Origin of the sequence: Alcaligenes endophyticus, assembly GCF_026344035.1 — a bacterium.
Classification (GTDB): Bacteria; Pseudomonadota; Gammaproteobacteria; order Burkholderiales; family Burkholderiaceae_B; genus Alcaligenes; species Alcaligenes endophyticus.
Map to the genome: position 1 here is coordinate 446,682 of NZ_JAPKND010000001.1, position 21,066 is coordinate 467,747.

Below are 21,066 nucleotides of genomic sequence, written 5' to 3' on the forward strand. Positions count from 1 at the left end.
TGCTAGAGAGATAACACCCGCCGTCAGCCTGCTATGCAAGTAATGGCGAGCGTAGTTTGTAAAGGTAATGAACCTGACGCGCCCTGAGCCTGGCAAATCAACATCGTATTGATTCGTCGCAACGCTCCTCAGGGACGTTGAAATAATGCTAGGTATTGTACTCGTTTCACCTACAAATGGGAGCAGCCCTTGTAAGAAAAACACATATCCTAATATTTATTACGCCGTGGATAGCCCTGCTCGGTAATGCGCTCCCACACCAGATCTTTTTCGTCTTGGTTCATAAATACCCAATTCGCCACTTCCATTGCGGTACGCCCACAACCGCGGCAAACATCGTCATACAGGGTCGAACAGACCGCTACGCAAGGCGAATCACGACGCGTGGCTTTATAATCTTCGCCAGCGGTGGGCAAGGAGGACATCAATACTCTAGACATAAATCAATCATAGCACCCCTCTACCCAAAGCCTGTGCTTAACCCTTGTACCCAAGATGAAAAAAGGCCGACACCCGCACTGGGGCAGCAGCCTTCGAAAAACCGTAGTAGTTAAATAGACTGACGCAGCAAATGCGCCTTGTCGGTAGCTTCCCAACTGAACTCCGGCTCGTTGCGGCCAAAGTGACCATAAGCAGCCGTTTTGGAGTAAATCGGACGCAGCAAATCCAACATATTGATAATGCCTTTAGGACGCAAATCAAAATGCTCACGCACTAGCAGGGCAAGCTGCTCATCGGAAACCACCCCGGTGCCTTCCGTATAAATCGTGATATTGATAGGCTCAGCCACGCCGATTGCGTAGCTCAGTTGCACTTGACATTGACGTGCCAAACCAGCGGCGACAATATTTTTTGCCACATAACGCGCGGCATAGGCAGCGGAACGGTCAACTTTGGAAGGGTCTTTACCCGAAAAAGCGCCCCCCCCATGAGGGCAAGCGCCACCGTACGTATCAACAATAATTTTACGGCCGGTTAAACCACAATCACCTTGCGGCCCACCAATCACAAACTTACCCGTAGGATTGACTAAAAAGCGGGTTTTAGCGCCCAGCAAATCCTCTGGAATACTTGGCTTAATGATATGTTCGATCACCGCTTCCCGGATTTCTTCTTGAGAAACCTCAGGCGCGTGCTGAGTAGACAATACAATGGTGTCGACTTCCACCGGCCGTCCATCGACGTAGCGAAAAGTGACCTGAGACTTGGCATCCGGACGCAACCAGCTCAAGCGACCATCTTTGCGCAACTCACTTTGACGCTGGACTAAGCGGTGAGCATACCAAATGGGAGCTGGCATTAAATCAGGTGTTTCATCGCAAGCATAACCAAACATCAACCCTTGGTCGCCAGCGCCTTGATTGAGGATTTCCGCCTCGTCACGGTCTACACCCTGAGCAATATCAGGAGACTGCTTGTCGTACGCTACCAATACCGCGCACGATTTGTAATCAATACCATAATCGCCATTGTCATAGCCTATTTTCTTGATCGTATCGCGAGCCACTTGGATGTAATCCACATTGGCGGTGGTGGTAATTTCACCAGCGAGTACAATTAATCCAGTATTGCATAGGGTTTCGGCTGCTACTCGCGAATGAGGATCTTGAGTAAAAATGGCATCTAAAATCGCATCAGAGACTTGGTCAGCCACTTTATCCGGATGACCTTCAGAGACAGACTCAGAAGTGAATAGGAAGTCATTATTAATCACAGTGGTGCACCTTTACGCATGCCTGTTTCATGGCAGGCTTGTTTAATTAAAAATGGCGTAGCACCTCGGGACCACCAACGTAATTTAAAAGTCGATACGGGGCGCGACGCTTTAGCGGTATTTACGGGCCTAGCCCATCGCTCCGCAAGTTGTCGTTTAACTCAGCGATACAATGCATTTTAAGCGAAAATAGCGTTTAGTTTAAGAGTAACCACTTTTCTGGGAGTGCTGAGGCCTCATGTTGCTACTACTATTGCGACTAATTGCCCGTCTGCCGTTATCGTTATTGCACCGGATAGGACGCCTTATCGGCCTGCTAGTATACGCATTTCCCGGCAAATACCGCCAACGTCTGCAAAAAAACTGTCAGCAAGCCGGCTACGACTCCCCGGCTTTCTTTCGTCAAGCCGCTGCCGAAACAGGCGCCATGATTATGGAAACTCCCAAAATCTGGTTGCGTACGCAAGACAGTCTAGCGCTCTGTCAGAGTGACGATGAGGCGGTTGTGCATCAAGCCTTAGCAGAAAATCGCGGAATTTTGTACCTGACACCTCACTTAGGAAGCTTTGAAATCACGGCCCGATTTTTGCTCAAACATGGCCCCTTAACGGTGATGTTCAGGCCGCCTCGACAAGCTTTTCTCGAACCGGTGATGGTTGCCGCTAGGGAATTGCCTCAATTACATGCCGTTCCTGCCAACATGCGCGGCGTACGCGAGTTTGTTAAAGCTCTGCGCCAGGGGCGAGCAGTAGGCATGTTGCCCGACCAAGTCCCTAGTGGCGGGGACGGCACTTGGGCCCCTTTTTTCAAGCGGCCTGCTCTTACCATGACTTTAGCGGGAAAACTGGCCTTACAAGCGCAAGTGCCGGTGGTACTAACAGCGGGTGAGCGCTTACCTAAGGGGCAAGGCTGGCGCATACATTATTTGCGCTTGCCTGAGCCCTACCCTAAAGACCAGGCCGCCATGGCAGCACTCATTAATGCATCCATGGAAATCTTGATACGCCGTTTTCCTACCCAGTATTTGTGGAGCTATAACCGCTACAAGGTGCCTCACGATGCGCCGCCCCTCCCTGACGTACAACGCTATGAAACTGAATAAATACCCCCTCTTAAAACGACTGTTTCGTTACTTCGGCCACTGCTCCACTGCGACTCGTTTACGCTGGGGAGCTGCACTGGGCTGGTTAATCCCACGCGTAGCTCGTCGTCGAGCACAAATTGTGCACACTAACTTAGCCCTCTGTTTTCCCGAGGTGGACCAAGACACCCGTGATCGATGGCAACAAAAGCACTTCCGTTTGCTGGGGCAATCACTGATAGATCGAGGTTTATTATGGTTCGGCCTAGAATCCACCATTCTCAACACCGTCGCACTTCAAGGCTTGCATCATATTGAAGAAGCATTGGCGGCTAACAAGCGTGTGCTGCTACTCGTCCCACATTTCGTTAGCATGGACGCCGTCGGCACTCGCCTGTCTATGTCTATCGATCCATTGGCGTGTTTTTTTGCTCGCCAATCTGACCCTGATGTAGACAGGCTTGTCTTTGAAGGCCGCAGTCGCTTTACCAGTTATCCACTTATGGACAGAAAAAAAGGCATACGTCAGCTCGTACGCGCCCTGCATGAAGGGGCACCGGTCTTTTACTTACCCGATATGGACTTTGGAATCGCAGGCAGTATATTCACACCCTTTTTTGGTGTACCCGCCGCCACTTTGCTCACTACGGCCCAAATAGCGGCCAAGCAAGATGCCGTCGTCATCCCGGTGATAGGTCGCCTTAATATAGAAACTGGGCAATACACCACGGAAGTCATGCCTCCATTAGAGGACTTTCCTGGGCCAGACCCCGAAATAGCGACGGCGCGTATTAACTCCTTAATTGAAGACTGCATACGCGTCGACCCAACCCAGTATTATTGGGTACACCGACGCTTTAAAACCCGTCCAGAGGGCGAGGAACGCATTTACTAACATGAGCCATTCTTCTCCTATGAACCAGATATGGCGTTTTAGCAAAATGCACGGCGCAGGAAATGACTTTGTCGTGCTTGATGGAGTACGGCAGGCCATCAAGCTAACGCCTGAACGTGCTAGAGCTTTAGCCAACAGACACTTGGGAATAGGAGCGGATCAAATTCTACTGGTTGAGCCCAGCCAACACCCTCAAGCGCACTTTCGTTATCGTATTTTTAATGCCAGCGGCCAAGAGGTTGAACATTGCGGGAATGGAGCTCGCTGTTTTGTACGCTTTGTACACGAGCAAGGCTTGTCAACGGCCAATCCACTGATAGCTGAAATTGCCGGCGGCTTAATTCAACTACACGACCACGCTGGGCAAGGCGTATGGGTAGACATGGGCCCCTGCGCTTTTACCCCGCAATCTGTGCACTTTGACTGCCAAGGCCTGCCCTACACCGCGATAGGACAAGATACCCTTTGGGAATTACCCATCAGCCCTGAGTTGGGCACACTAGCGATCTCCTTAGCGTCTATTTCTAATCCTCATGCGGTTATGGTTGTTCGCGATACCGAGCACACCAAGGTGGAGCAGTTAGGCCCCTATATCGAATCTCACCCTCGTTTTGCACAAAAGGTGAATGTAGGCTTTATGCAAATTCTAGATTTGCATCACATTCGCTTACGCGTCTACGAACGGGGCGCAGGGGAAACCTTGGCTTGTGGCACGGGCGCTTGTGCCGCTGTACTCGTAGGCATACGACAAGGTTTACTGCAAAGCCCAGTCCAAGTACAAACGCGTGGGGGCACTCTGTGCGTACAATGGGAAGACAACAAATTAACCATGAGTGGTCCGGTAGCCACTGTGTTTAGCGGTCAAATTGATATTGCACGTCTCACCGCCTCATCTTGTTAAAAGGAAAGCGATTTGTCATGGATACAGCACCGACCTTAAGCGCTACACAAATCGCTGAGTTCTTGAAAACTCAGCCCGATTTTTTTCAACAGTATGCCGATATCTTTGCCGGCATGACGGTACCCCACCCCCAGCACGCTAAAGCCATTTCTTTGGGTGAGCGACAAATACTAGTGCTCCGCGAAAAAAATAAGTACTTGGACAAGCAACTTAATACACTGCTACACAATGCCCGGCGCAATGAAAAAATCAATCAACTGCTCCATCAATGGTATTGCCGTATGCTGGCCGAGCCCTCAGAGCAGGCTCTGCCCACACATATTTGCCATAGCCTACAAGATATCTTTGAACTACCGATATGCAAGCTCGCGCTATGGGACCAAACCACTGACTACGCCGAGCTACGGCAGCATATACAAGAGCACAACCGCGTCTATTGTGGCCCCGCGCACAGCGAGGCATGCTGGCAAGATCTACAAGATAACGCACTCTCCGTGGCTACTATCCCCCTCTTTCAGGGCGAAATACTGCGTGGCGTCCTGTTGCTAGGCGCCAATGATGCCACTCGCTTTACACGCGACATGGATACCACTTTTTTAACGCAAATTGGCCAAATCTGTAGCGCCACATTGCAACGCCTGCCAGCAAACACTGATGAGCAAACCTCTTAACCCTAGCTTACCCAGCAGCATCCAAGAGTGGCTAGTGCATCTAGAGCAAGACCAGCGCTATTCACCGCACACTTTAAGCAACTACCACCGTGATCTGCGTCAACTCGTGACCTTATTCCCACACGTTCACCCAGACACCCTGCAAGAGGCTGAGCTGCGGCAAGGCTTGGCACAACTACACAAAGAAGGCATGGCGCCCCGTAGCCTAGCGCGTATATTGTCGGCTTGGCGCAGCTACTACCAATGGCGTAGTCTGCAAGAACACTGGCCACGCAACCCGGCTAGTGCACTTAAAGCACCACGCAGTCCCAAATCGTTACCCAAGGCGCTATCTATCGATCAGACCCAAGCGCTTCTAGACCGTAAAGGCCTACCCGCACCCGATCATGCTCAAGACAAGCGTGATCAGGCCATGTTCGAACTCTTTTACTCTTGCGGTCTGCGTTTAGCAGAGCTTGTCAGCCTAGATATGCATTACCGCAAAAGCCCACACTATGAGTCACAAAGCTGGCTGATACTAGATTCGCGGGAACTCTCGGTGCACGGCAAAGGGGGTAAGCGCCGCTTATTGCCTATAGGCGAACAGGCAGTAAAAGCATTGCAACAATGGTTAGCAGTGCGCGTTCAACTCGCCGGCCAACAAGCTAACCCGGACGCCGATGCAGCTCTGTTTTTAGGGGCTCGCGGAGCGCGCATTCATCCTCGTATTGTGCAACAGCGGCTAGAAAACATGGCACGGCAAGTCGGCCTTCCCATGCAAGTACACCCGCACAGCTTACGCCACAGCTTCGCCAGTCACCTATTACAGTCCTCGCAAGACTTACGCGCAGTACAAGAGTTATTAGGGCATAGCAATATTTCCACTACCCAAATCTACACACGCTTAGATTTTCAGCACCTCGCCCACGTATACGATCAGGCTCATCCACGAGCCCGCCGTAAAAAAACCGACTAAGGCTGTAATGCTTCATAAACCTGCTTAGCATTCCAATCCATCATGCCCAAATAAGTCCCTGCCTCGCTACCTTCTGGGCCTAAAGCATCTGAATACAGTACCCCCCCCAGCTTAGTGCCGACCTCACGAGCCATTTGTTGAGCCAATTTTGGGCTGACCACATTTTCCGTAAAAATAGCGGCTATATGTTCATCGCGAGCTTGCTTAATAAGAGTAGCCATCTCTTTGGCCGAAGGCTCAGCCATATTCGACACACCTAAAAGCGGCAAAAACTGGATGTCGTAAGCCTTAGCAAAATAGGCAAACGCATCGTGCGACGTAATCACACGCCGTTTGTCAGATGGCACCCTAGCAAACTGTGCACGCCAATGTTGATCCAGACTTTGCATACGTTGGGCGTAGTCTTGCGCACGAGCCTGATAATAATCGGCATTTGCCGGATCAGCCTGTGCCAGGCCCACGGCAATATTTTTTACATACACTTGGGCCTGCTGCAAACTCTGCCATGCATGAGGGTCGTGTTGCCCATGCGAATGGCCATGGTCGTGATCCTCGTGGTCGTGGTCGTGGTCGTGGTTATTATCGGCGGTATGTTCAAAATCTAAAGGTGTGATCCCTGCACTGGCGACTAACTGCGGGCCTTGGTAGCCTGATGACTGCACCAAACGAGGAATCCAAGCCTCAAAGTCGAGGCCATTCACTATCAGCAGTTGGGCGTGTGTTAAGGCCTTAGTGTCACTGGGTGTGGGCTCGAAGGTATGGGCATCGGCGTCACGACCCACTATCGTGCTTAAAGCAATTTTGTCTCCACCTATTTCTTGAACCATATCGCTTAAAATGGAAAAACTAGCCACCACCCGTAAAGGCTCAACAGCCTGCGCCTGAGCGGCTCCGGGTATTGCCATGATAGCCATCAGCAGCCCATTACACACGAAACCTTGCAGTGAGGGGGTAGGCATCAGTCTTGCTCCAATATTGAGGTCAAACGGCGTCGACGGCTTTTCATGGCCAATATCGTCCGATACAAGCCGCCATGGGGGCCGAAGCCAAGAGATAAAAAATAAAATAGACCAGCCGCCAAAATAATGGCTGGCGAGGCAGGCAAATCATAGTGATAAGACAGCAACAAACCGACATAAGCACTCAGCATGCCGAGTGCGCCTGATACCGACATTTGGCTCGCCACAGAATGCACCCAGAAGCGGGCAGAGGCCGCGGGCAACATCATGATTCCTACTACCATCAGAGTCCCTAACACTTGAAAGCCCGCCACTAGGGTGATGACTAACAAAAGCAAAAAACCCATATGCGCTAACGATCCACCCCCTCGTTGCGTGCGCAAAAAGATAGGGTCCAAGCACTCCATGACCAACGGTCGATAAATCACGGCCAGCACCAGCAAACTTAAGGTACTAGCACCCGTCACCAATAAGAGCGAGTCGTCATCCAACCCTAATACCGTGCCAAACAAAACGTGGAGTAAATCCATATTCGAGCCGCGTATGGACACGAGCAACACACCTAGGCCTAGAGATACTAAGTAGAACGCTGCAAAGCTTGCATCCTCGCGCAAGGGGGTGATCCGAGCTACTAAACCTGCTAGTAAGGCCACCACAATCCCAGTAATCACACCGCCTAATGCCATGGCCCCCAACGACAAGCCTGCGGTGAGAAAACCGACCGCGACTCCCGGTAAAATGGCGTGTGCCATCGCATCCCCCATCAGGCTCATGCGTCTCAACACCAAGAACACACCTAAGGGGCCTGCAGCCGCAGCCAAAGCAAACGAGCCTGCCAGCGCACGCAGCATAAAGCTGTATTCGAAAAATGGTTGGGCTAAATAGTGCCAGAGCTCGCTCATAGATAATCCCCAGCACAAAGATGTCTGGCCATGTGCAAATTCTCTGTAGTCAGCACTGAGTCTGTAGGCCCCCACGCAACCGTCTGCCCCGCGAGCAATAATGTTTGCGGAAAAAACTCCCGTACCAAATCCAAATCATGCAAAACGGTAATCACCGTATGACCTTGTTCATGCCATTGACAGATCAAGCGCATCAAATCTTCCGTTGTCGCCCTGTCTACGGCAGCAAAAGGCTCGTCTAACAACAACACATCCGCTTGCTGCAAAATTAATCGTGCAAATAAAGCACGCTGCAACTGCCCCCCTGACAAGGTGCCGATAGGGCGACGAGCAAAGTCACTTAACCCCACCTGCGCTAAGGCCACTCCCACCGAAACATGCTCTTGCTGCGAGAAACCACCCAGAGCCCCTACCCGCCGCCAGGCCCCCATGGCGACCATGTCATACACCGAAATCGGGAAACTTTTATCAATATCACCCATCTGTGGCAATAAGGCCATTCGAGCCTCGACTTCTCGTGCTATATGGATATGCCCACGCAAAGGATTGATTTGTCCGGTTAAGCCTTTAAATAAGGTCGATTTTCCGGCCCCGTTAGGCCCCACGACAGCGGTGAGTGAACCTTGAGTAAAAACACCACTTATATTGCGCACAGCAATTTTGTCACGCCAGCCTAGAAACACCTGATCTAGACTAATTAAAGGCACCCCCATTAGGCAATCCACCCTATGGCGTAGGCTGTTAAGCTCCACAACGCAGCAGAAATCAACAATGCAAAAACAAAACGTCGCCACGCTGAACGTAGTAGTATGGTGCCTCGGTAGGCGCTTGGGGACGGTGGTGGAAATTGAGGGCAGGACATGAATGAGCGATAATAAGAGTTAGCACAGCAACACAGGCTGTTTTTTCAATATGTTATAACATAACAATCCTCGCCGCCAAGGCTCATTGCACTATGCCCGTTCACATTCTTACACCATTAGCAATTGAGCAGCAACTTGCTACCGCGGAAAAGCTGTGCCTAGAGCGTGGTAAACGCCTGACTGCCATTCGCAAGCATGTATTGGAAATTCTGCTACGTGCCCAGCGTAGTCTGAAAGCCTATGAGCTCCTTGACATGATACGCGGCACCTTACCCGGCGCTACGCCGCCCACTGTTTATCGTGCCCTAGACTTTCTGACTGAAGAAGGCCTGATCCACCGACTGGATGCGGTCAATGCATGGACGGCCTGCGTCGATGCCGGGGGTCATCCCCATGATTTATTAGTGGTATGTACCCAATGCGGAACGGTTGCCGAACTCAGCGCACCGGCCTTAAGCCACAAACTGGCCAATTATGTCGCCGACGCTGGATTTTCCATGGGTAACCACGAAATTGAGCTACGTGCTATCTGCAGTACATGTCAGGACCATGAAAACCCTGAAAAAGGTAGCAAAAAATAGCGTTTTTTAGCTAATCAGTATATATTTTGCGATCTGCTAACGAACAGTTGCTAGCATACGTCAAAAGCCATTTGCCCTATCCGCTAGGCTGTGATGTAATCGCTGCTTGTTTTTGCACGCGGTAGAAGCGCCTATTGACCTCAAAGCCCGTCCTCTACCAGCGTTTTTGCGAGGCGAAATATGAATGCCGACTTAAATGCCAAGTCCATGGTACCTGTCACAATACTGACTGGCTTTCTAGGAGCTGGTAAGACCACTCTACTCAAACGTATTCTTACTGAATATCACGGCAAACGCATTGCCGTAATTGAAAATGAGTTTGGCCCAGAAAGTATCGATAACGACCTGCTCGTTCAGGATCTGGACGAAGAGATTGTCGAGCTTAATAACGGCTGCGTTTGCTGTACAGTGCGCGGCGACTTAATGCGCACCTTAAACAACCTACGCGAACGCCGCCAAGCAGGCGAGCTGAACTTTGAACGCGTCATTATTGAAACCACTGGCATGGCTAACCCAGGCCCCGTTTGCCAAACGTTTTTCATGGACGATGACATCGCCGACTACTATCGTCTTGATGCTGTCGTCACCATCGTCGATGCCAAGCACGGCATGACCACTCTAGATCAACAAGAAGAAGCTCAAAAACAAGTTGGCTTTGCTGATCGCCTGCTAATATCCAAAAAAGATTTGGTTAACGAAGCTGATTACCAAACATTACGCCACCGTTTGATCAAGATTAATCCCCGTGCAACGATTACTCCGGTAAACTTCGGCGAAACCGACTTACAGTCCATCTTAGACGTAAGCGGTTTTAATCTGAACGCAATCTTGGATGTAGATCCTGACTTCCTAGAAAGCGATCACCCGGATGCCGCAGACGACCATAGTCATGATCACGCGCACGCGCACGCGCATGAGCATGATGGCGACTGCAGTCCAGCCTGCGGACACCATGAGCACCACCACAAAGCGCACAGTGATGACATCGGTGCGTTTGTATTTCGTTCGAACCGACCTTTCGACCCCGAGCGCCTAGAAGATTTTCTTTCCGGCATCGTGCAAGTGTTTGGTCCGGACCTCATGCGTTACAAAGGCATTTTGTATCTCAAAGGCATCAATCGCCGCATGCTTTTTCAAGGCGTACATATGCTAATGAGTGCTGAGCCAGGCAAAGCGTGGCTAGCAAAAGATAAAAAGGGTAGCAAGATGGTTTTTATTGGCCGTCATTTACCCCAAGAGATTTTCACTCAAGGCCTGGAGAACTGCCTGGTCTGAAAATCATACGCAACAAGTCATATGCGGAGCGACAGCGCGTGACGAGAGTTACGGGCTCCAAGACGTCAACAAGAGGGAACCATCATGACAACAAAGTCGAATGGCAGTACAACTCAGCTGCCGACTGAGCAGGAACTTTTGGCGATGCCCGAGTCGGACTACATGAACTCCGTACAATTGGAGTTCTTCAAAGACCGGTTGCGCACTCTGGAATTAGAAATTTTGGCAAATGCGGGTGCGACCACTGAGAACCTTAGGGAAACTCAGTTCGTGCCTGACCCTGCCGATCGCGCCACCATCGAAGAAGAGCACGCCCTAGAATTGCGCACGCGCGACCGCGAGCGCAAATTACTTAAGAAAGTGCAGCAGTCTATTGCCTTGATTGACTCAGGCGAATATGGCTGGTGTGAAGAAACGGGCGAGCCCATAGGCTTACTCCGTTTGCTGGCTCGCCCTACCGCCACGCTCTCCCTTGAAGCCCAAGAGCGGCGAGAAAAACGCCAGAAAATGTTTGGCGACTAACACTCTCTAGTCTGACTACCGCCTGATTATTTCAGGCGGTTTTTTTTGTCTTAGCAAAAACCGCCTCTTGAAAGATCTAGACTCATCCCCACCTGTTAGATCTAAAGGAAGGACACACATGGAACAATTTCACGCTACCACTATAGTTTGTGTACGCCGCGGCAATCAGGTCGCCATAGGCGGCGACGGCCAAGTTACCTTGGGCCACGCCATTATTAAAGGTACGGCCTGCAAAATTCGGCGCTTGTACAACGGCACCATCTTGGCCGGCTTTGCCGGAGCGACCGCCGATGCATTCACCTTGCAAGAACGATTTGAGGCCAAGCTTGAAAAGCATCAAGGAAATCTATTGCGCGCTGCCGTTGAGCTTACTCGCGACTGGCGTACTGACCGAGTATTGCGTCGCCTTGAAGCCATGCTTTTAGTTGCCGACAAAGAGCACACTTTAGTGCTGACGGGAAATGGCGATGTATTAGAGCCTGAGCACGGCCTAGCCGCTATAGGCTCTGGGGGCAATTTTGCTCAATCTGCCGCACGTGCCCTACTCGAAAATACTGAACTCAGTCCTGCCGAGATTGTTAAAAAGTCTCTGGAAATAGCGGGTGATCTGTGTATTTACACGAACCAGCATCACACTATAGAAACCCTTTGAACAGGCATACGACCAAGACTATGTCAGCAAGCACCATGACTCCAGGAGAAATTGTCTCCGAACTGGACAAAAACATCGTGGGACAAGCCAAAGCTAAGCGCTCGGTGGCCGTAGCCCTACGTAATCGTTGGCGCCGTCAGCAAGTGGCTGAACCGCTCCGCCACGAAATTGTTCCGAAAAACATACTTATGATTGGGCCTACCGGCGTGGGCAAGACAGAAATCGCCCGCCGTTTAGCGAAATTGGCCAATGCACCCTTTATTAAGGTGGAAGCCACCAAATTTACCGAGGTCGGCTACGTCGGCCGCGATGTAGAAACGATTATTCGCGACCTCGTAGATGCCTCTGTTAAGCAAACGCGCGAAATTGAAATGCGCCGTGTGCGCTCCCAAGCAGAGGAAGCGGCAGAAGAGCGTATTTTAGATGCGTTATTGCCGCCTGCTCGTGATGCCCATGGCCTACCCGAGCGCCAGGAAAGTAGTACACGACAAGTATTTCGCAAGCGTCTACGCGAAGGCCAGCTCGACGATACCGAAATCGAAATCGAAATGTCGCAGCAAATGCCACGTATGGAAATAATGGCGCCTCCAGGCATGGAGGAAATGACCGAGCAGTTACGTAGTATGTTCTCGGGCATGAATCAGGACAAAACCAAAGCACGTAAAATTTCGGTCAAAGAAGCTTTTAAGCAAATTACCGAAGAAGAAGCAGCGCGGCGCGTGAACGAAGATGAGTTACGAGCAGCTGCCGTGGCGAATGCTGAACAGAACGGTATCGTATTTCTGGACGAAATCGATAAAATCACTACCCGCCACGAGAACTCTAGCAGCGGTGATGTCTCACGCCAAGGCGTACAGCGTGACTTGCTGCCTTTAGTGGAAGGCACAACCGTAACAACCAAATACGGCGTAGTGCGAACAGATCATATTTTGTTTATTGCCTCTGGTGCGTTTCACTTGTCCCGCCCCTCAGACCTTATTCCTGAGCTACAAGGCCGCTTTCCCATTCGTGTCGAGCTAGAGTCCTTAACGGCCAAAGAGTTCGTGCAGATTTTGTCCACAACAGACTCCTCATTGACGAAACAGTACACCGCTCTGATGGGCACAGAAGGTGTGCATTTGGACTTCCGTGAAGAAGGTATTCAACGTTTGGCCGAGTTGGCTTTTGAAGTTAACGAGCGCACCGAGAACATAGGTGCCCGCCGGCTTTATACCGTCATGGAAAGACTGCTGGAAGACTTATCCTTTGAGGCAGGCAGCCGTGGTGAACAGCATGTTGTCGTTGACGCAGAATACGTGAACAAACAATTGCAAGAAACCGTCGCCAGCCAAGACTTGGCACGCTACGTACTATAAGCCTGCTTTTAGTATAAGAACAAAACAACCCGGCCAATCTACACTGGCCGGGTTGTTTTCATATCAGTATTCCCACTGGCTATTTACTGATGCTGACTACCACATACTGATCATTTTTACGGGCAGCCACAAACGTTACCGTGTCACCCGGCGCAATACCTACCAACAGCGCAGGCTCAATTAAATACACCAACGTCATGGCGGGTAGCTCTAACTGTCCGATAGCGCCATGCTTAATGGTTATTTTCCCATTCGCTGCGTCAATGCGACGCACTTCACCTTTAGCACGTGCTTCTTGTGCCTGCGCACTAATCGTGGTCACCATGCCTAACCCTGCCAGCACAGCGGCGGCAATATGGCGGGTATTCACTGCAAACATAATACGACTCCTGCTTTTTTCTGTAAGGGCGTCACGACGGCCCCGCTTAGCTGCTACTATGCAACTAAGCATAACGCAAAACCACCCGTAGCAACATGAACACTTTTATTTCTGGTTATCAACTAAGACCTGCTAAAAAATCTGACCTACCTGGCATACACAAGCTCATGTGGGACATGGCAGTGTTTGAGAAACTCACCGATATTTTTCAAGCGACGCCCTCTTCATTAGAACGTAGCTTCTTTGCGGAACCTGCTAGTGCAAATTGTTTGGTTATTACCAGCGACGCTGAACCCGACACACCCATTGCCTACATAATGTGGTTCTTTAACTACTCAAGCTTTCTGGATAAGCGCGGCCTGTACCTGGAAGATATCTATATCGACCCCGCACACCGCGGACAAGGTTTAGGCTCTGCCGTATTAAAGCATCTGGCTCATCTTGCCCTTACCCACAACTGCGGACGCTTTGAATGGGTAGTACTAGACTGGAATCAGAATGCTATCGACTTCTATGAGCACCATGGGGCAGAAATACTACCAGACTGGCGAATCGTGCGCGTCACCGGTGATGCCTTACAAAAACTAGCCTCCTAACTTCTGGCTCTTTGAATTTACTACGCTAACCATGTCTACACGTCTTTCCATTATCAGCACTCGCACAGGCGACCAAGGTACTACTAGCCTAGGCGATGGCACAAGGGTGCCCAAAACCGCCTTACGCATTCATGCTCTTGGAGATGTGGATGAACTCAATAGTTTTCTAGGCCAGTTGCGCTCAGAAACTCTGCCTAGCAATGTTGATCAATTACTATCCACCGTTCAACATGACTTATTTGATATGGGGGCAGAACTGTGCATACCTGGCCACCAGGCGCTGACCGAACAACATGTTTTAGCCCTAGACGAGGCCCTACAACACTACAATGCGAAACTAGGGAACTTAGCGGAATTCATTTTACCGGGCGGCACAGCGGCGGCAGCCAGCGCACATATTGTTCGTAGCGTTGCTCGCAGAGCAGAGCGCAGCATACTGGCTTTGCACGAGCACGAACCCATAGAAGTAGCCACTAGGCACTATATAAACCGCTTATCTGACCTGATGTTTGTATTGGCACGCTACCTCAACCGCAGTGCAGGTCAACCTGATGTATTATGGCGGGCTAATCGCTAGTTGGGTTACCGCTCTAAAAAGCAAACGCCCCTATCACCATTAACAGCAATAGGGGCTTGAAAAATAACCCACAGGGTGTAAGGTTAGAGCATCTTCTTGCCCGTTTTACGGGCATCACTTATATCACGTACCAGCGACACGATCAGCATCAACAAGATGCCCGCAGAGATCACCGGCCATACTAAAAAATACACTGTCAGCATCATTTTCTCCTTGATCAATTAAGCCCGAGCCGGACGCATGCCTACGCTTTTTCCCTTGACCTTAGCAGGCTCATAATCGAACGACTTCACTCGTTTAGCCAACAAATCGAAATCAAAGTTTTCATTATCACGCAAACTCAATACCACACACAGCACCGTACTGACGCCATACGCCGTTAACGACCCAGCAAGCACTAAATAGTCTCGCAACTGACCAATAAAGAAAGGCAACATCACGAAAGCGGCGATCACACCAATTACAATGGCAATACGTGCACGCAAAAAGGCAAAAGCCATTAAGCCTATGACTACACCACCGCCAATGGCCGAACAAACCTCAAAAAACACGGCAATCACACCGGTAATAGGTACCAATTCAAAACGCACGATAGTAAACAAAATCACTGCGCTGATCACGGAAGTGGTGAAGGCACGATTAGAAACACGGTGCCAATAAAAACTAGAAATCACTGGGAAAACGATCGCCCCCCACAGCGCCCCGACAAACACCAACATCACCAAAATATCTAAACGCAAGCTAGCAAACACCACACCTAGCATCGTTGCCAACACCATGCATGCACGACCCCACCACAACATGCGTTGCGGATTGGGTCGACCACGAGCGATATTCTTAGCGTAGATATCGGTCATAAAAATAGCAGACAAAGCAGCTAAATCAGAATCGGCGGTAGACGATAAAGAGCCCACGACCAAGATAAAGAATAAGGCGATACCTACCGGAGGCAAGTACGTGGACGCCATCTGGGGAATAATATTGTTCATATTGCCATCTACAGGCTCAAGCCCCGTAAATAGCGCCAATAAGCCCAACATGCCTAAGCCGATCACCACGGCTCCATAACCTATCGTCGCCGTTAGGAAGGTAGGCTTAATCAAATCTTCACGAACAGCAAATAAACGCTGGGCAATCGTTTGATTACCAATTGCATACGCTAAAACGGCGACGAAATAAGGCGCTCCTTGCTCTAAAATTGCTTTACTAGAAAAAAAGTTGGCTTGCTCACTATCTAACCGCCACATATTGCTATGCAGCATCTCCGTGCCACCAGCATTAAAGAAGATCAGGGGAATAATAATGACAGCCGCCAAAATCATCGCTACCAACTGCGCAAAGTCCGTCATCACCGAGGCTCTAAAACCGGACCAAAGGGTGTAGGACAACACACCAAAGCCAGCAATGAGCACACCCTGAATGAAACTTAAGGGGCTCAACACCGATACCAGTGCTCCCGCTGCGGTAAAGTTCACCATCAAGCTAATACAACTACCTACAATATTAGAAATGGCCATGATCATTTGACTGGATGTGCCATGGCGGGCATGAATGACCTCAGCTAAGGTATGTGCTTGCGGAGCTAATTTACGGAACCGGCGCCCATAGGGATAGATGAATAAAATCATTAAGGCTCCCCAAAAACCATAATGTAACGGCCCTGATAAGCCATACTTATATCCAGAGGTAGCGCTGGCGTAAAAAGAAGCAGCCCAGATCCAGGTGGCTATCATACTGGCGGCGGACAAGCCAAAACCTACTGAGCTATTGGAGACCATATACCCATCTACGTTCTCCCTCTTTTTACCTATGAATAGGGACATGATAAAAGTTGCCCCATAAAAACCTACTAACAGCAATATGGCCGTTAATCCTGACAATTGAAAAAACTCTGGTTCCTGCATGTTTTTGTCGTCCTTTATTTTCTGCTGCTCGTGCGTTGACAACGCCCCACCAAGACAGCATGAATAATGTTATAAGCGTCATCTCGCCAAACTGACGAGGGCGACGCTTCCCTCAAAAACCTGCCGAAACACCGATACCCAGACATCGCACACGCGCAGTTCCACCTGCCTTCATAAAAGACTAGCGCTGCCACTCATGGCATAAAGATAGGCACCTTTTTGTACCTTGGCTGCATTGAAACAGAGACCAGGCGATGGTGATGCATCAATGCAAACGCATGCTGGCTGGTTAATGCTTAACCAGCTAATTGTTCCGCGACCATTGGGCCGGGTATGGGTGTTTCGACTTTATTCAAAGTCGGGCCGCTGTGCGCAGCCAAGTGAATAGCCTAAATAACAAAGGCCATAAGCCATTGATACTTAACTAAATTATATTTTCTGTTGGCTAGTATAACGGTATATGACACGAAGGTCTAGATGACAGCAACATCCATTTTGCTCTCATGCTAAGGCATAGCGCTTATATGCTTACCTATTAACAACGCCCCGCTCCGCGGGTTTAGTCATGCTAGATCAAGGGGTCTAGTGCGAACAAAGTGACTACTGCTCGTTTCTGCAACAGTGAGTCGCCTTGTTATCCCGCACTAATTAGATCCCGCTCCCACAAACACATAACCTTCCCCTCTTACCGAGCGTATGGGCAAATCTTCGCCGATACGACCTACTTTACGGCGCAGGCGGCTAATTAATACATCTACCGCCCTCCCAGTGCTATCGTGCTCGGGAGCTAAATCTTTTCTATCGACAGGCTCAGGAGCCGAAGATATCAAAGCTTGCAAAACAAAACGCTCACCACGCGTCAACCTAAACGTGCTTTTATCGGGTGCGCACAAGCTCCAACCATCATCAAGCAGTTGCCAAGGCCGAGACGACAATTTTTCCCCAAAAGCGGTAGTTAACGATGATGAGGCTGAACCCGGCACAGAAACGTTGCTATCCAAAGCCGAGGACTGTTGCGATGCCCAACTCTTAAATGCTTGCCCCCGACGCTGAAGCGCTTGAATCGCCGACACGATAACAGGGATGGGAACGCTGATATCCATACTAGAATCGGCACCAGATAATAATACATGCCCTATACGTAAATCATTCTCCGATAAGGCCTGTAATACTAAAATTCCCGCCACGGGAAACGATTGCCGTAACTGACTTATCACCAAAAACAAAGAAGCGGTTTCTGCACGTAATAAAGTGACTGAATTATTATGTCCCTGATCGCCCTGTTTAATACACTCATCTAATGAGGAAACCTCTAGTAACTGTATGCCCCAACGTTGCAGGTGTCTGGAAAGCTGAGCCACACTCTCCTTTTCCTCGTAAATCATATATACGCGTTCTAACATTGTGCCTCCCAATATGCTAACAATAGCAAGGCGGCATAGCATTATGCTTATAAAAAGCTCTCAACTACCGCCCCGGAGTCATGCAGCTAGTGCCATTCAGCACAGAAGCCGACAAACTCTATTAACCAAACCAATGGCACTCCGAAACATACTAATAGTTGCCCCCCGGCTTAGCATGTATTTTATAATTTGCAACTTGAACTATCGAGGTGTTAATAATTATTACCAGGACATACTTACAGTGAAAGCGATGAAAAACTTTTAACATCACTGACACTACACAACTATAGTGTTATTTTTGAATTTAGTGCTGACATATCGAATAAAAAAGCAACAAATTCTGCAAATATTACAAATAACGCATAATTAACACAATTATTATGCATATAAAAAATTTAGAAATTCACAGATTTACTACTTCAGTTATTAAGAAATGATAACCACTAAGCCCGCACGCCCACTTGAGCCAATATATGCAAAGGCCCTTGCTTTTGTACTAGATCTAACTGTTCCGGCTCACGGACATAGATACAGCCCCCATAAGACAAGGCATTAATCGAGATTCCATACGCCATTTCTTGCTGTCTGGGCACCAGTAACATCCATCCCTGCCCTATTAAAATGTTATGCGCAGGGAGCAACCCCGAGGCATCTGGCCGCAGGCCCAAGACGACGCAAGCGGTCTCATAAGCCTGAAGTAAAGCGGCAGCTAAGTGATCCGCATTGCCCCACCCTTGCAGGGAGTCATAAGGCAAGCGAATAAAAATATGGGCAAAGTCTAAGCCTGTGTGCTGATGACGCTCACCCGGCAAAGCCACTTGAGGCAGCCCGCTTAAATACAAGCGCAGCGATGGATTATTATCTAAGTCAGGTATCCATTGCACATGCTTGTGTCGCTGGCTCGCTCCTCCGGCTTCGCCTCCATTATAGAAACCCAAGCCACCATAAGCATTTAATATCTTGGACAAGACGGTAAACTCCGCCAGACTCAGGGGTTCCAGTTGTTCAGCAAACTGTTTACTTGCGAGCACTAAATGCTGAGCACTTAACGCGAACTTATTTAAAACGGTATTATGAGTGGCGAAGTAATCCCCTACTGTTAAGGCTGGGTCCGGCGGCAGGAACGGATTAAAATTTGGGTCGCGAGGCCCTCCGGGCACAGACTGCTTACTGGCATCCTTCACAGCAAGATTAGAAACCCAACGTACAAGAAACCGCATATTTTTCTCTGAAACATGACGCTCTTGTGCCTGCACAGGTAATAAAACGCCGTCGGCTAACGCTAAGCTACTTTGCTGATCAACATGCTGCAAAAACCCATCTAACATTTTCTCCTCCGAGGATGTTCAACTAGCACGAGTACTAGCACTTTTTGTTAACTCTACACTTTGACCATAAAACTATCACTAATTCAATCTCAATAGGTAAAGGCATGGGAATAAATAAACATTTTTATACCCCTATACCCCCCGTTTACCCTAATCCCTGATAGGTAGTTAGCCTTTTCTGTCGTCCATGGAAAATTACAGCGACTAAGATGAGCAAGTACTAGAACCTATAGAAAAATAAAGCATCCTTTACATACTAGTATAAGCATGGCTAGACGAATACGTTTAAACCACCTGTTCAGCTCCCACAGGTATAACTAACTCCATATGAGCTACCCAATACCTTAGCTGGTATAAATATGGCAAACTTGCCGATTAGCCAGAGAATCTCCCTCTGGTCAGTCCCAGCCTTCTTAGGCGTAGCTCTCTTGTCTACGTCTTGCTTACTGATACAGGCACCACCATGATTTTTGCGATTACCGCCCTTTTTATTTTTCAATTACTGGGCGAAGTCCTAGTACAACTCTTGGGCATACCTTTGCCCGGCCCCTTAGCAGGAATGTTGTTGTTAACAGTAGCCTTGTTCATCCGCAACCAAGTGCCGGAACCTCTAGAAAACACCGCTAACCATATACTTCAACACCTAATGCTCTTATTTATCCCTGCAGTGACTGGGGTGATGATGTACTTTGAGCGCGTAGCCAGTGAGTGGCGTCCTTTCTTGCTGGCCACCTTAGGGGGTACCGTGTTGACCTTAGTGGTTACGGGCGTGGTGCTCAATTACTTGCTGAACAAGGAGGAGCAAGCATGAAAGACGGCATTTTCCAAATTTGGGTATTTCTGGCTAGCTCACCTTTGTTATGGCTCACCCTTACCCTAACTATCTATGCTGGTTCGGTGACACTTTATCGTAAGGCTGGCTCAACACCTTTTCTGCTCCCCGTCCTGACATCGGTGCTAGCGCTAGTCAGTATCTTGCTGCTGACCGATACCCCTTACCCCGTTTATTTTGACGGGGCAAAATTCATACACTTCATGGTAGGGCCAGCAACCGTTGCTCTAGCTATTCCTTTATATGGACAACTCCAGCAACTGAAGAAAATATGGCGCCCAGTGTGCATCGCCTTAATCGCTGGCTCAGTCACGGCTATTGTGTCCACAACGCTCATTGCATGGGCCTTAGGGGGCTCGTTAGAAACCATCGTATCGTTAGCACCGCGTTCGGCAACGATGCCTATTGCTATGGCCTTGGCGGATCACTTCGGCGGACAAGCATCGTTGGCTGCTGTCGCCGTTGCCTTAACCGGCATTAGCGGCACGATTATTGCCCATCCATTGCTCAAACTATTTAAAGTTCAACACCCTGCCGCCCGAGGCTTTGCTTTGGGTGTGACCGCCCACGCTATTGGCACCGCACGTGCTTTACAAGTGCATGAAAAAGTAGGTGCATTTGCGGCCTTGGGCATGGGCCTTAACGGCATCTTAACGGCTATGTTGATGCCCTTGCTGCCTTTGTTGCTTGCTTTTTTAGGGGTGCTGTCATAGTAATGAGT

24 protein-coding genes and 1 riboswitch are annotated in these 21,066 nt (G+C 49.5%); of the genes, 14 read left to right on the top strand and 10 right to left on the bottom strand.

Annotated elements, in window-relative coordinates; translation table 11 throughout:
* Positions 1 to 40: 40 nt before the first annotated feature.
* Positions 41 to 136: riboswitch (S-adenosyl-L-homocysteine riboswitch) on the bottom strand.
* Positions 137 to 209: 73 nt separating this feature from the next.
* Together OSH01_RS01995 and metK are read right to left on the bottom strand one after the other, a co-directional pair.
* Positions 210 to 425, bottom strand: a complete 216-nt coding sequence (locus tag OSH01_RS01995) for a DUF1289 domain-containing protein (RefSeq protein ID WP_266122847.1) — start codon at positions 423 to 425, stop codon at positions 210 to 212.
* Between the two features lie 125 nt (positions 426 to 550).
* Positions 551 to 1,714 carry a methionine adenosyltransferase gene (gene metK / locus OSH01_RS02000; RefSeq protein WP_266122371.1) on the bottom strand — a complete coding sequence of 388 codons (1,164 nt, stop codon included), beginning with the start codon at positions 1,712 to 1,714 and terminating at the stop codon, positions 551 to 553.
* Between the two features lie 238 nt (positions 1,715 to 1,952).
* Here metK and OSH01_RS02005 point away from each other — a divergent pair, with 238 nt between their 5' ends.
* Genes OSH01_RS02005 through xerC form a run of 5 tightly spaced genes read left to right on the top strand, consistent with a single transcriptional unit; the run spans position 1,953 to position 6,217 of the window.
* Positions 1,953 to 2,816 carry a lysophospholipid acyltransferase family protein gene (locus tag OSH01_RS02005; RefSeq protein ID WP_266122372.1) on the top strand — a complete coding sequence of 288 codons (864 nt, stop codon included), beginning with the start codon at positions 1,953 to 1,955 and terminating at the stop codon, positions 2,814 to 2,816.
* Entirely contained in the window at positions 2,803 to 3,690 is an 888-nt protein-coding gene (locus OSH01_RS02010) for a lysophospholipid acyltransferase family protein (protein WP_266122848.1), read from the top strand. The genes OSH01_RS02005 and OSH01_RS02010 overlap by 14 nt, the downstream gene beginning before the upstream one ends.
* A gap of 1 nt (position 3,691) precedes the next feature.
* Entirely contained in the window at positions 3,692 to 4,591 is a 900-nt protein-coding gene (gene dapF, locus OSH01_RS02015) for a diaminopimelate epimerase (protein ID WP_266122373.1), read from the top strand.
* 17 nt (positions 4,592 to 4,608) lie between these two features.
* On the top strand, positions 4,609 to 5,262 hold the full coding sequence (locus tag OSH01_RS02020) for a DUF484 family protein (RefSeq protein ID WP_266122374.1): 654 nt from the start codon (positions 4,609 to 4,611) through the stop codon (positions 5,260 to 5,262).
* Entirely contained in the window at positions 5,246 to 6,217 is a 972-nt protein-coding gene (gene xerC / locus OSH01_RS02025) for a tyrosine recombinase XerC (RefSeq protein ID WP_266122375.1), read from the top strand. The genes OSH01_RS02020 and xerC overlap by 17 nt, the downstream gene beginning before the upstream one ends.
* Here xerC and OSH01_RS02030 read toward each other — a convergent pair.
* The 3 genes from OSH01_RS02030 to OSH01_RS02040 are packed head-to-tail and all read right to left on the bottom strand — an operon-like array spanning position 6,214 to position 8,791.
* Positions 6,214 to 7,176 carry a metal ABC transporter solute-binding protein, Zn/Mn family gene (locus tag OSH01_RS02030; protein WP_266122376.1) on the bottom strand — a complete coding sequence of 321 codons (963 nt, stop codon included), beginning with the start codon at positions 7,174 to 7,176 and terminating at the stop codon, positions 6,214 to 6,216. The genes xerC and OSH01_RS02030 overlap by 4 nt on opposite strands.
* Positions 7,176 to 8,078: a metal ABC transporter permease gene (locus tag OSH01_RS02035; protein WP_266122377.1), complete on the bottom strand. Its 903-nt coding sequence runs from the start codon at positions 8,076 to 8,078 to the stop codon at positions 7,176 to 7,178. Before OSH01_RS02035 ends, OSH01_RS02030 begins: the two co-directional genes overlap by 1 nt.
* The gene (locus OSH01_RS02040; protein ID WP_266122378.1) at positions 8,075 to 8,791 is read right to left on the bottom strand and encodes a metal ABC transporter ATP-binding protein; all 717 of its coding nucleotides are present in this window, start codon (positions 8,789 to 8,791) and stop codon (positions 8,075 to 8,077) included. The genes OSH01_RS02035 and OSH01_RS02040 overlap by 4 nt, the downstream gene beginning before the upstream one ends.
* Positions 8,792 to 9,033: 242 nt before the next feature.
* Between OSH01_RS02040 and OSH01_RS02045 the strand changes: the two genes are divergently transcribed.
* From OSH01_RS02045 to hslU, 5 genes are all read left to right on the top strand, one after another.
* On the top strand, positions 9,034 to 9,522 hold the full coding sequence (locus tag OSH01_RS02045) for a Fur family transcriptional regulator (protein WP_266122379.1): 489 nt from the start codon (positions 9,034 to 9,036) through the stop codon (positions 9,520 to 9,522).
* A gap of 180 nt (positions 9,523 to 9,702) precedes the next feature.
* Entirely contained in the window at positions 9,703 to 10,797 is a 1,095-nt protein-coding gene (locus OSH01_RS02050; RefSeq protein WP_266122380.1) for a CobW family GTP-binding protein, read from the top strand.
* 84 nt (positions 10,798 to 10,881) lie between these two features.
* On the top strand, positions 10,882 to 11,319 hold the full coding sequence (dksA, locus tag OSH01_RS02055) for an RNA polymerase-binding protein DksA (protein ID WP_266122381.1): 438 nt from the start codon (positions 10,882 to 10,884) through the stop codon (positions 11,317 to 11,319).
* A gap of 118 nt (positions 11,320 to 11,437) precedes the next feature.
* Complete coding sequence (gene hslV, locus OSH01_RS02060; RefSeq protein ID WP_266122382.1) at positions 11,438 to 11,971, top strand: ATP-dependent protease subunit HslV; 534 nt, start codon at positions 11,438 to 11,440, stop codon at positions 11,969 to 11,971.
* A 20-nt stretch (positions 11,972 to 11,991) separates the two neighbouring features.
* Positions 11,992 to 13,326 carry an ATP-dependent protease ATPase subunit HslU gene (gene hslU / locus OSH01_RS02065; protein WP_266122383.1) on the top strand — a complete coding sequence of 445 codons (1,335 nt, stop codon included), beginning with the start codon at positions 11,992 to 11,994 and terminating at the stop codon, positions 13,324 to 13,326.
* A gap of 79 nt (positions 13,327 to 13,405) precedes the next feature.
* Here hslU and OSH01_RS02070 read toward each other — a convergent pair whose 3' ends face one another.
* Positions 13,406 to 13,651 (bottom strand): copper-binding protein, encoded by a 246-nt coding sequence (locus tag OSH01_RS02070; protein WP_376918099.1) that lies wholly within the window; start codon positions 13,649 to 13,651, stop codon positions 13,406 to 13,408.
* 149 nt (positions 13,652 to 13,800) lie between these two features.
* Here OSH01_RS02070 and OSH01_RS02075 point away from each other — a divergent pair, with 149 nt between their 5' ends.
* Together OSH01_RS02075 and OSH01_RS02080 are read left to right on the top strand one after the other, a co-directional pair.
* A complete protein-coding gene (locus OSH01_RS02075; RefSeq protein WP_266122385.1) occupies positions 13,801 to 14,301 on the top strand; it encodes a GNAT family N-acetyltransferase in 501 nt (166 codons plus the stop codon).
* A gap of 31 nt (positions 14,302 to 14,332) precedes the next feature.
* Positions 14,333 to 14,878: a cob(I)yrinic acid a,c-diamide adenosyltransferase gene (locus tag OSH01_RS02080; RefSeq protein WP_266122386.1), complete on the top strand. Its 546-nt coding sequence runs from the start codon at positions 14,333 to 14,335 to the stop codon at positions 14,876 to 14,878.
* 83 nt (positions 14,879 to 14,961) lie between these two features.
* Here the strand turns inward: OSH01_RS02080 and OSH01_RS02085 are convergent, their stop codons facing one another.
* The 4 genes from OSH01_RS02085 to OSH01_RS02100 form a co-directional block, all read right to left on the bottom strand.
* A complete protein-coding gene (locus OSH01_RS02085; RefSeq protein ID WP_266122387.1) occupies positions 14,962 to 15,084 on the bottom strand; it encodes a putative transporter small subunit in 123 nt (40 codons plus the stop codon).
* Between the two features lie 15 nt (positions 15,085 to 15,099).
* The gene (locus OSH01_RS02090; RefSeq protein WP_266122388.1) at positions 15,100 to 16,782 is read right to left on the bottom strand and encodes a sodium:solute symporter family protein; all 1,683 of its coding nucleotides are present in this window, start codon (positions 16,780 to 16,782) and stop codon (positions 15,100 to 15,102) included.
* A gap of 644 nt (positions 16,783 to 17,426) precedes the next feature.
* Positions 17,427 to 18,185: a winged helix-turn-helix domain-containing protein gene (locus OSH01_RS02095; protein WP_266122389.1), complete on the bottom strand. Its 759-nt coding sequence runs from the start codon at positions 18,183 to 18,185 to the stop codon at positions 17,427 to 17,429.
* A gap of 443 nt (positions 18,186 to 18,628) precedes the next feature.
* Positions 18,629 to 19,513 (bottom strand): ATP adenylyltransferase family protein, encoded by an 885-nt coding sequence (locus tag OSH01_RS02100; protein WP_266122390.1) that lies wholly within the window; start codon positions 19,511 to 19,513, stop codon positions 18,629 to 18,631.
* Positions 19,514 to 19,976: 463 nt separating this feature from the next.
* Here OSH01_RS02100 and OSH01_RS02105 point away from each other — a divergent pair, with 463 nt between their 5' ends.
* Both OSH01_RS02105 and OSH01_RS02110 read left to right on the top strand, forming a co-directional pair.
* Positions 19,977 to 20,324, top strand: a complete 348-nt coding sequence (locus OSH01_RS02105; RefSeq protein ID WP_266122391.1) for a CidA/LrgA family protein — start codon at positions 19,977 to 19,979, stop codon at positions 20,322 to 20,324.
* Positions 20,321 to 21,058: an LrgB family protein gene (locus tag OSH01_RS02110; protein WP_266122392.1), complete on the top strand. Its 738-nt coding sequence runs from the start codon at positions 20,321 to 20,323 to the stop codon at positions 21,056 to 21,058. The genes OSH01_RS02105 and OSH01_RS02110 overlap by 4 nt, the downstream gene beginning before the upstream one ends.
* Positions 21,059 to 21,066 lie beyond the last annotated feature (8 nt).

What these genes read in the sequence shown, in the direction of transcription:
- OSH01_RS01995 (WP_266122847.1), bottom strand. Translation starts at nt 425, where the DNA reads ATGTCCTCCTTGCCCACCGCTGGCGAAGATTATAAAGCCACGCGTCGT.
- OSH01_RS02005 (WP_266122372.1), top strand. Translation starts at nt 1,953, where the DNA reads ATGTTGCTACTACTATTGCGACTAATTGCCCGTCTGCCGTTATCGTTA.
- OSH01_RS02010 (WP_266122848.1), top strand. Translation starts at nt 2,803, where the DNA reads ATGAAACTGAATAAATACCCCCTCTTAAAACGACTGTTTCGTTACTTC.
- dapF (WP_266122373.1), top strand. Translation starts at nt 3,692, where the DNA reads ATGAGCCATTCTTCTCCTATGAACCAGATATGGCGTTTTAGCAAAATG.
- OSH01_RS02020 (WP_266122374.1), top strand. Translation starts at nt 4,609, where the DNA reads ATGGATACAGCACCGACCTTAAGCGCTACACAAATCGCTGAGTTCTTG.
- xerC (WP_266122375.1), top strand. Translation starts at nt 5,246, where the DNA reads ATGAGCAAACCTCTTAACCCTAGCTTACCCAGCAGCATCCAAGAGTGG.
- OSH01_RS02030 (WP_266122376.1), bottom strand. Translation starts at nt 7,176, where the DNA reads ATGCCTACCCCCTCACTGCAAGGTTTCGTGTGTAATGGGCTGCTGATG.
- OSH01_RS02035 (WP_266122377.1), bottom strand. Translation starts at nt 8,078, where the DNA reads ATGAGCGAGCTCTGGCACTATTTAGCCCAACCATTTTTCGAATACAGC.
- OSH01_RS02040 (WP_266122378.1), bottom strand. Translation starts at nt 8,791, where the DNA reads ATGGGGGTGCCTTTAATTAGTCTAGATCAGGTGTTTCTAGGCTGGCGT.
- OSH01_RS02045 (WP_266122379.1), top strand. Translation starts at nt 9,034, where the DNA reads ATGCCCGTTCACATTCTTACACCATTAGCAATTGAGCAGCAACTTGCT.
- OSH01_RS02050 (WP_266122380.1), top strand. Translation starts at nt 9,703, where the DNA reads ATGAATGCCGACTTAAATGCCAAGTCCATGGTACCTGTCACAATACTG.
- dksA (WP_266122381.1), top strand. Translation starts at nt 10,882, where the DNA reads ATGACAACAAAGTCGAATGGCAGTACAACTCAGCTGCCGACTGAGCAG.
- hslV (WP_266122382.1), top strand. Translation starts at nt 11,438, where the DNA reads ATGGAACAATTTCACGCTACCACTATAGTTTGTGTACGCCGCGGCAAT.
- hslU (WP_266122383.1), top strand. Translation starts at nt 11,992, where the DNA reads ATGTCAGCAAGCACCATGACTCCAGGAGAAATTGTCTCCGAACTGGAC.
- OSH01_RS02070 (WP_376918099.1), bottom strand. Translation starts at nt 13,651, where the DNA reads ATGGTGACCACGATTAGTGCGCAGGCACAAGAAGCACGTGCTAAAGGT.
- OSH01_RS02075 (WP_266122385.1), top strand. Translation starts at nt 13,801, where the DNA reads ATGAACACTTTTATTTCTGGTTATCAACTAAGACCTGCTAAAAAATCT.
- OSH01_RS02080 (WP_266122386.1), top strand. Translation starts at nt 14,333, where the DNA reads ATGTCTACACGTCTTTCCATTATCAGCACTCGCACAGGCGACCAAGGT.
- OSH01_RS02085 (WP_266122387.1), bottom strand. Translation starts at nt 15,084, where the DNA reads ATGATGCTGACAGTGTATTTTTTAGTATGGCCGGTGATCTCTGCGGGC.
- OSH01_RS02090 (WP_266122388.1), bottom strand. Translation starts at nt 16,782, where the DNA reads ATGCAGGAACCAGAGTTTTTTCAATTGTCAGGATTAACGGCCATATTG.
- OSH01_RS02095 (WP_266122389.1), bottom strand. Translation starts at nt 18,185, where the DNA reads ATGTTAGAACGCGTATATATGATTTACGAGGAAAAGGAGAGTGTGGCT.
- OSH01_RS02100 (WP_266122390.1), bottom strand. Translation starts at nt 19,513, where the DNA reads ATGTTAGATGGGTTTTTGCAGCATGTTGATCAGCAAAGTAGCTTAGCG.
- OSH01_RS02105 (WP_266122391.1), top strand. Translation starts at nt 19,977, where the DNA reads ATGATTTTTGCGATTACCGCCCTTTTTATTTTTCAATTACTGGGCGAA.
- OSH01_RS02110 (WP_266122392.1), top strand. Translation starts at nt 20,321, where the DNA reads ATGAAAGACGGCATTTTCCAAATTTGGGTATTTCTGGCTAGCTCACCT.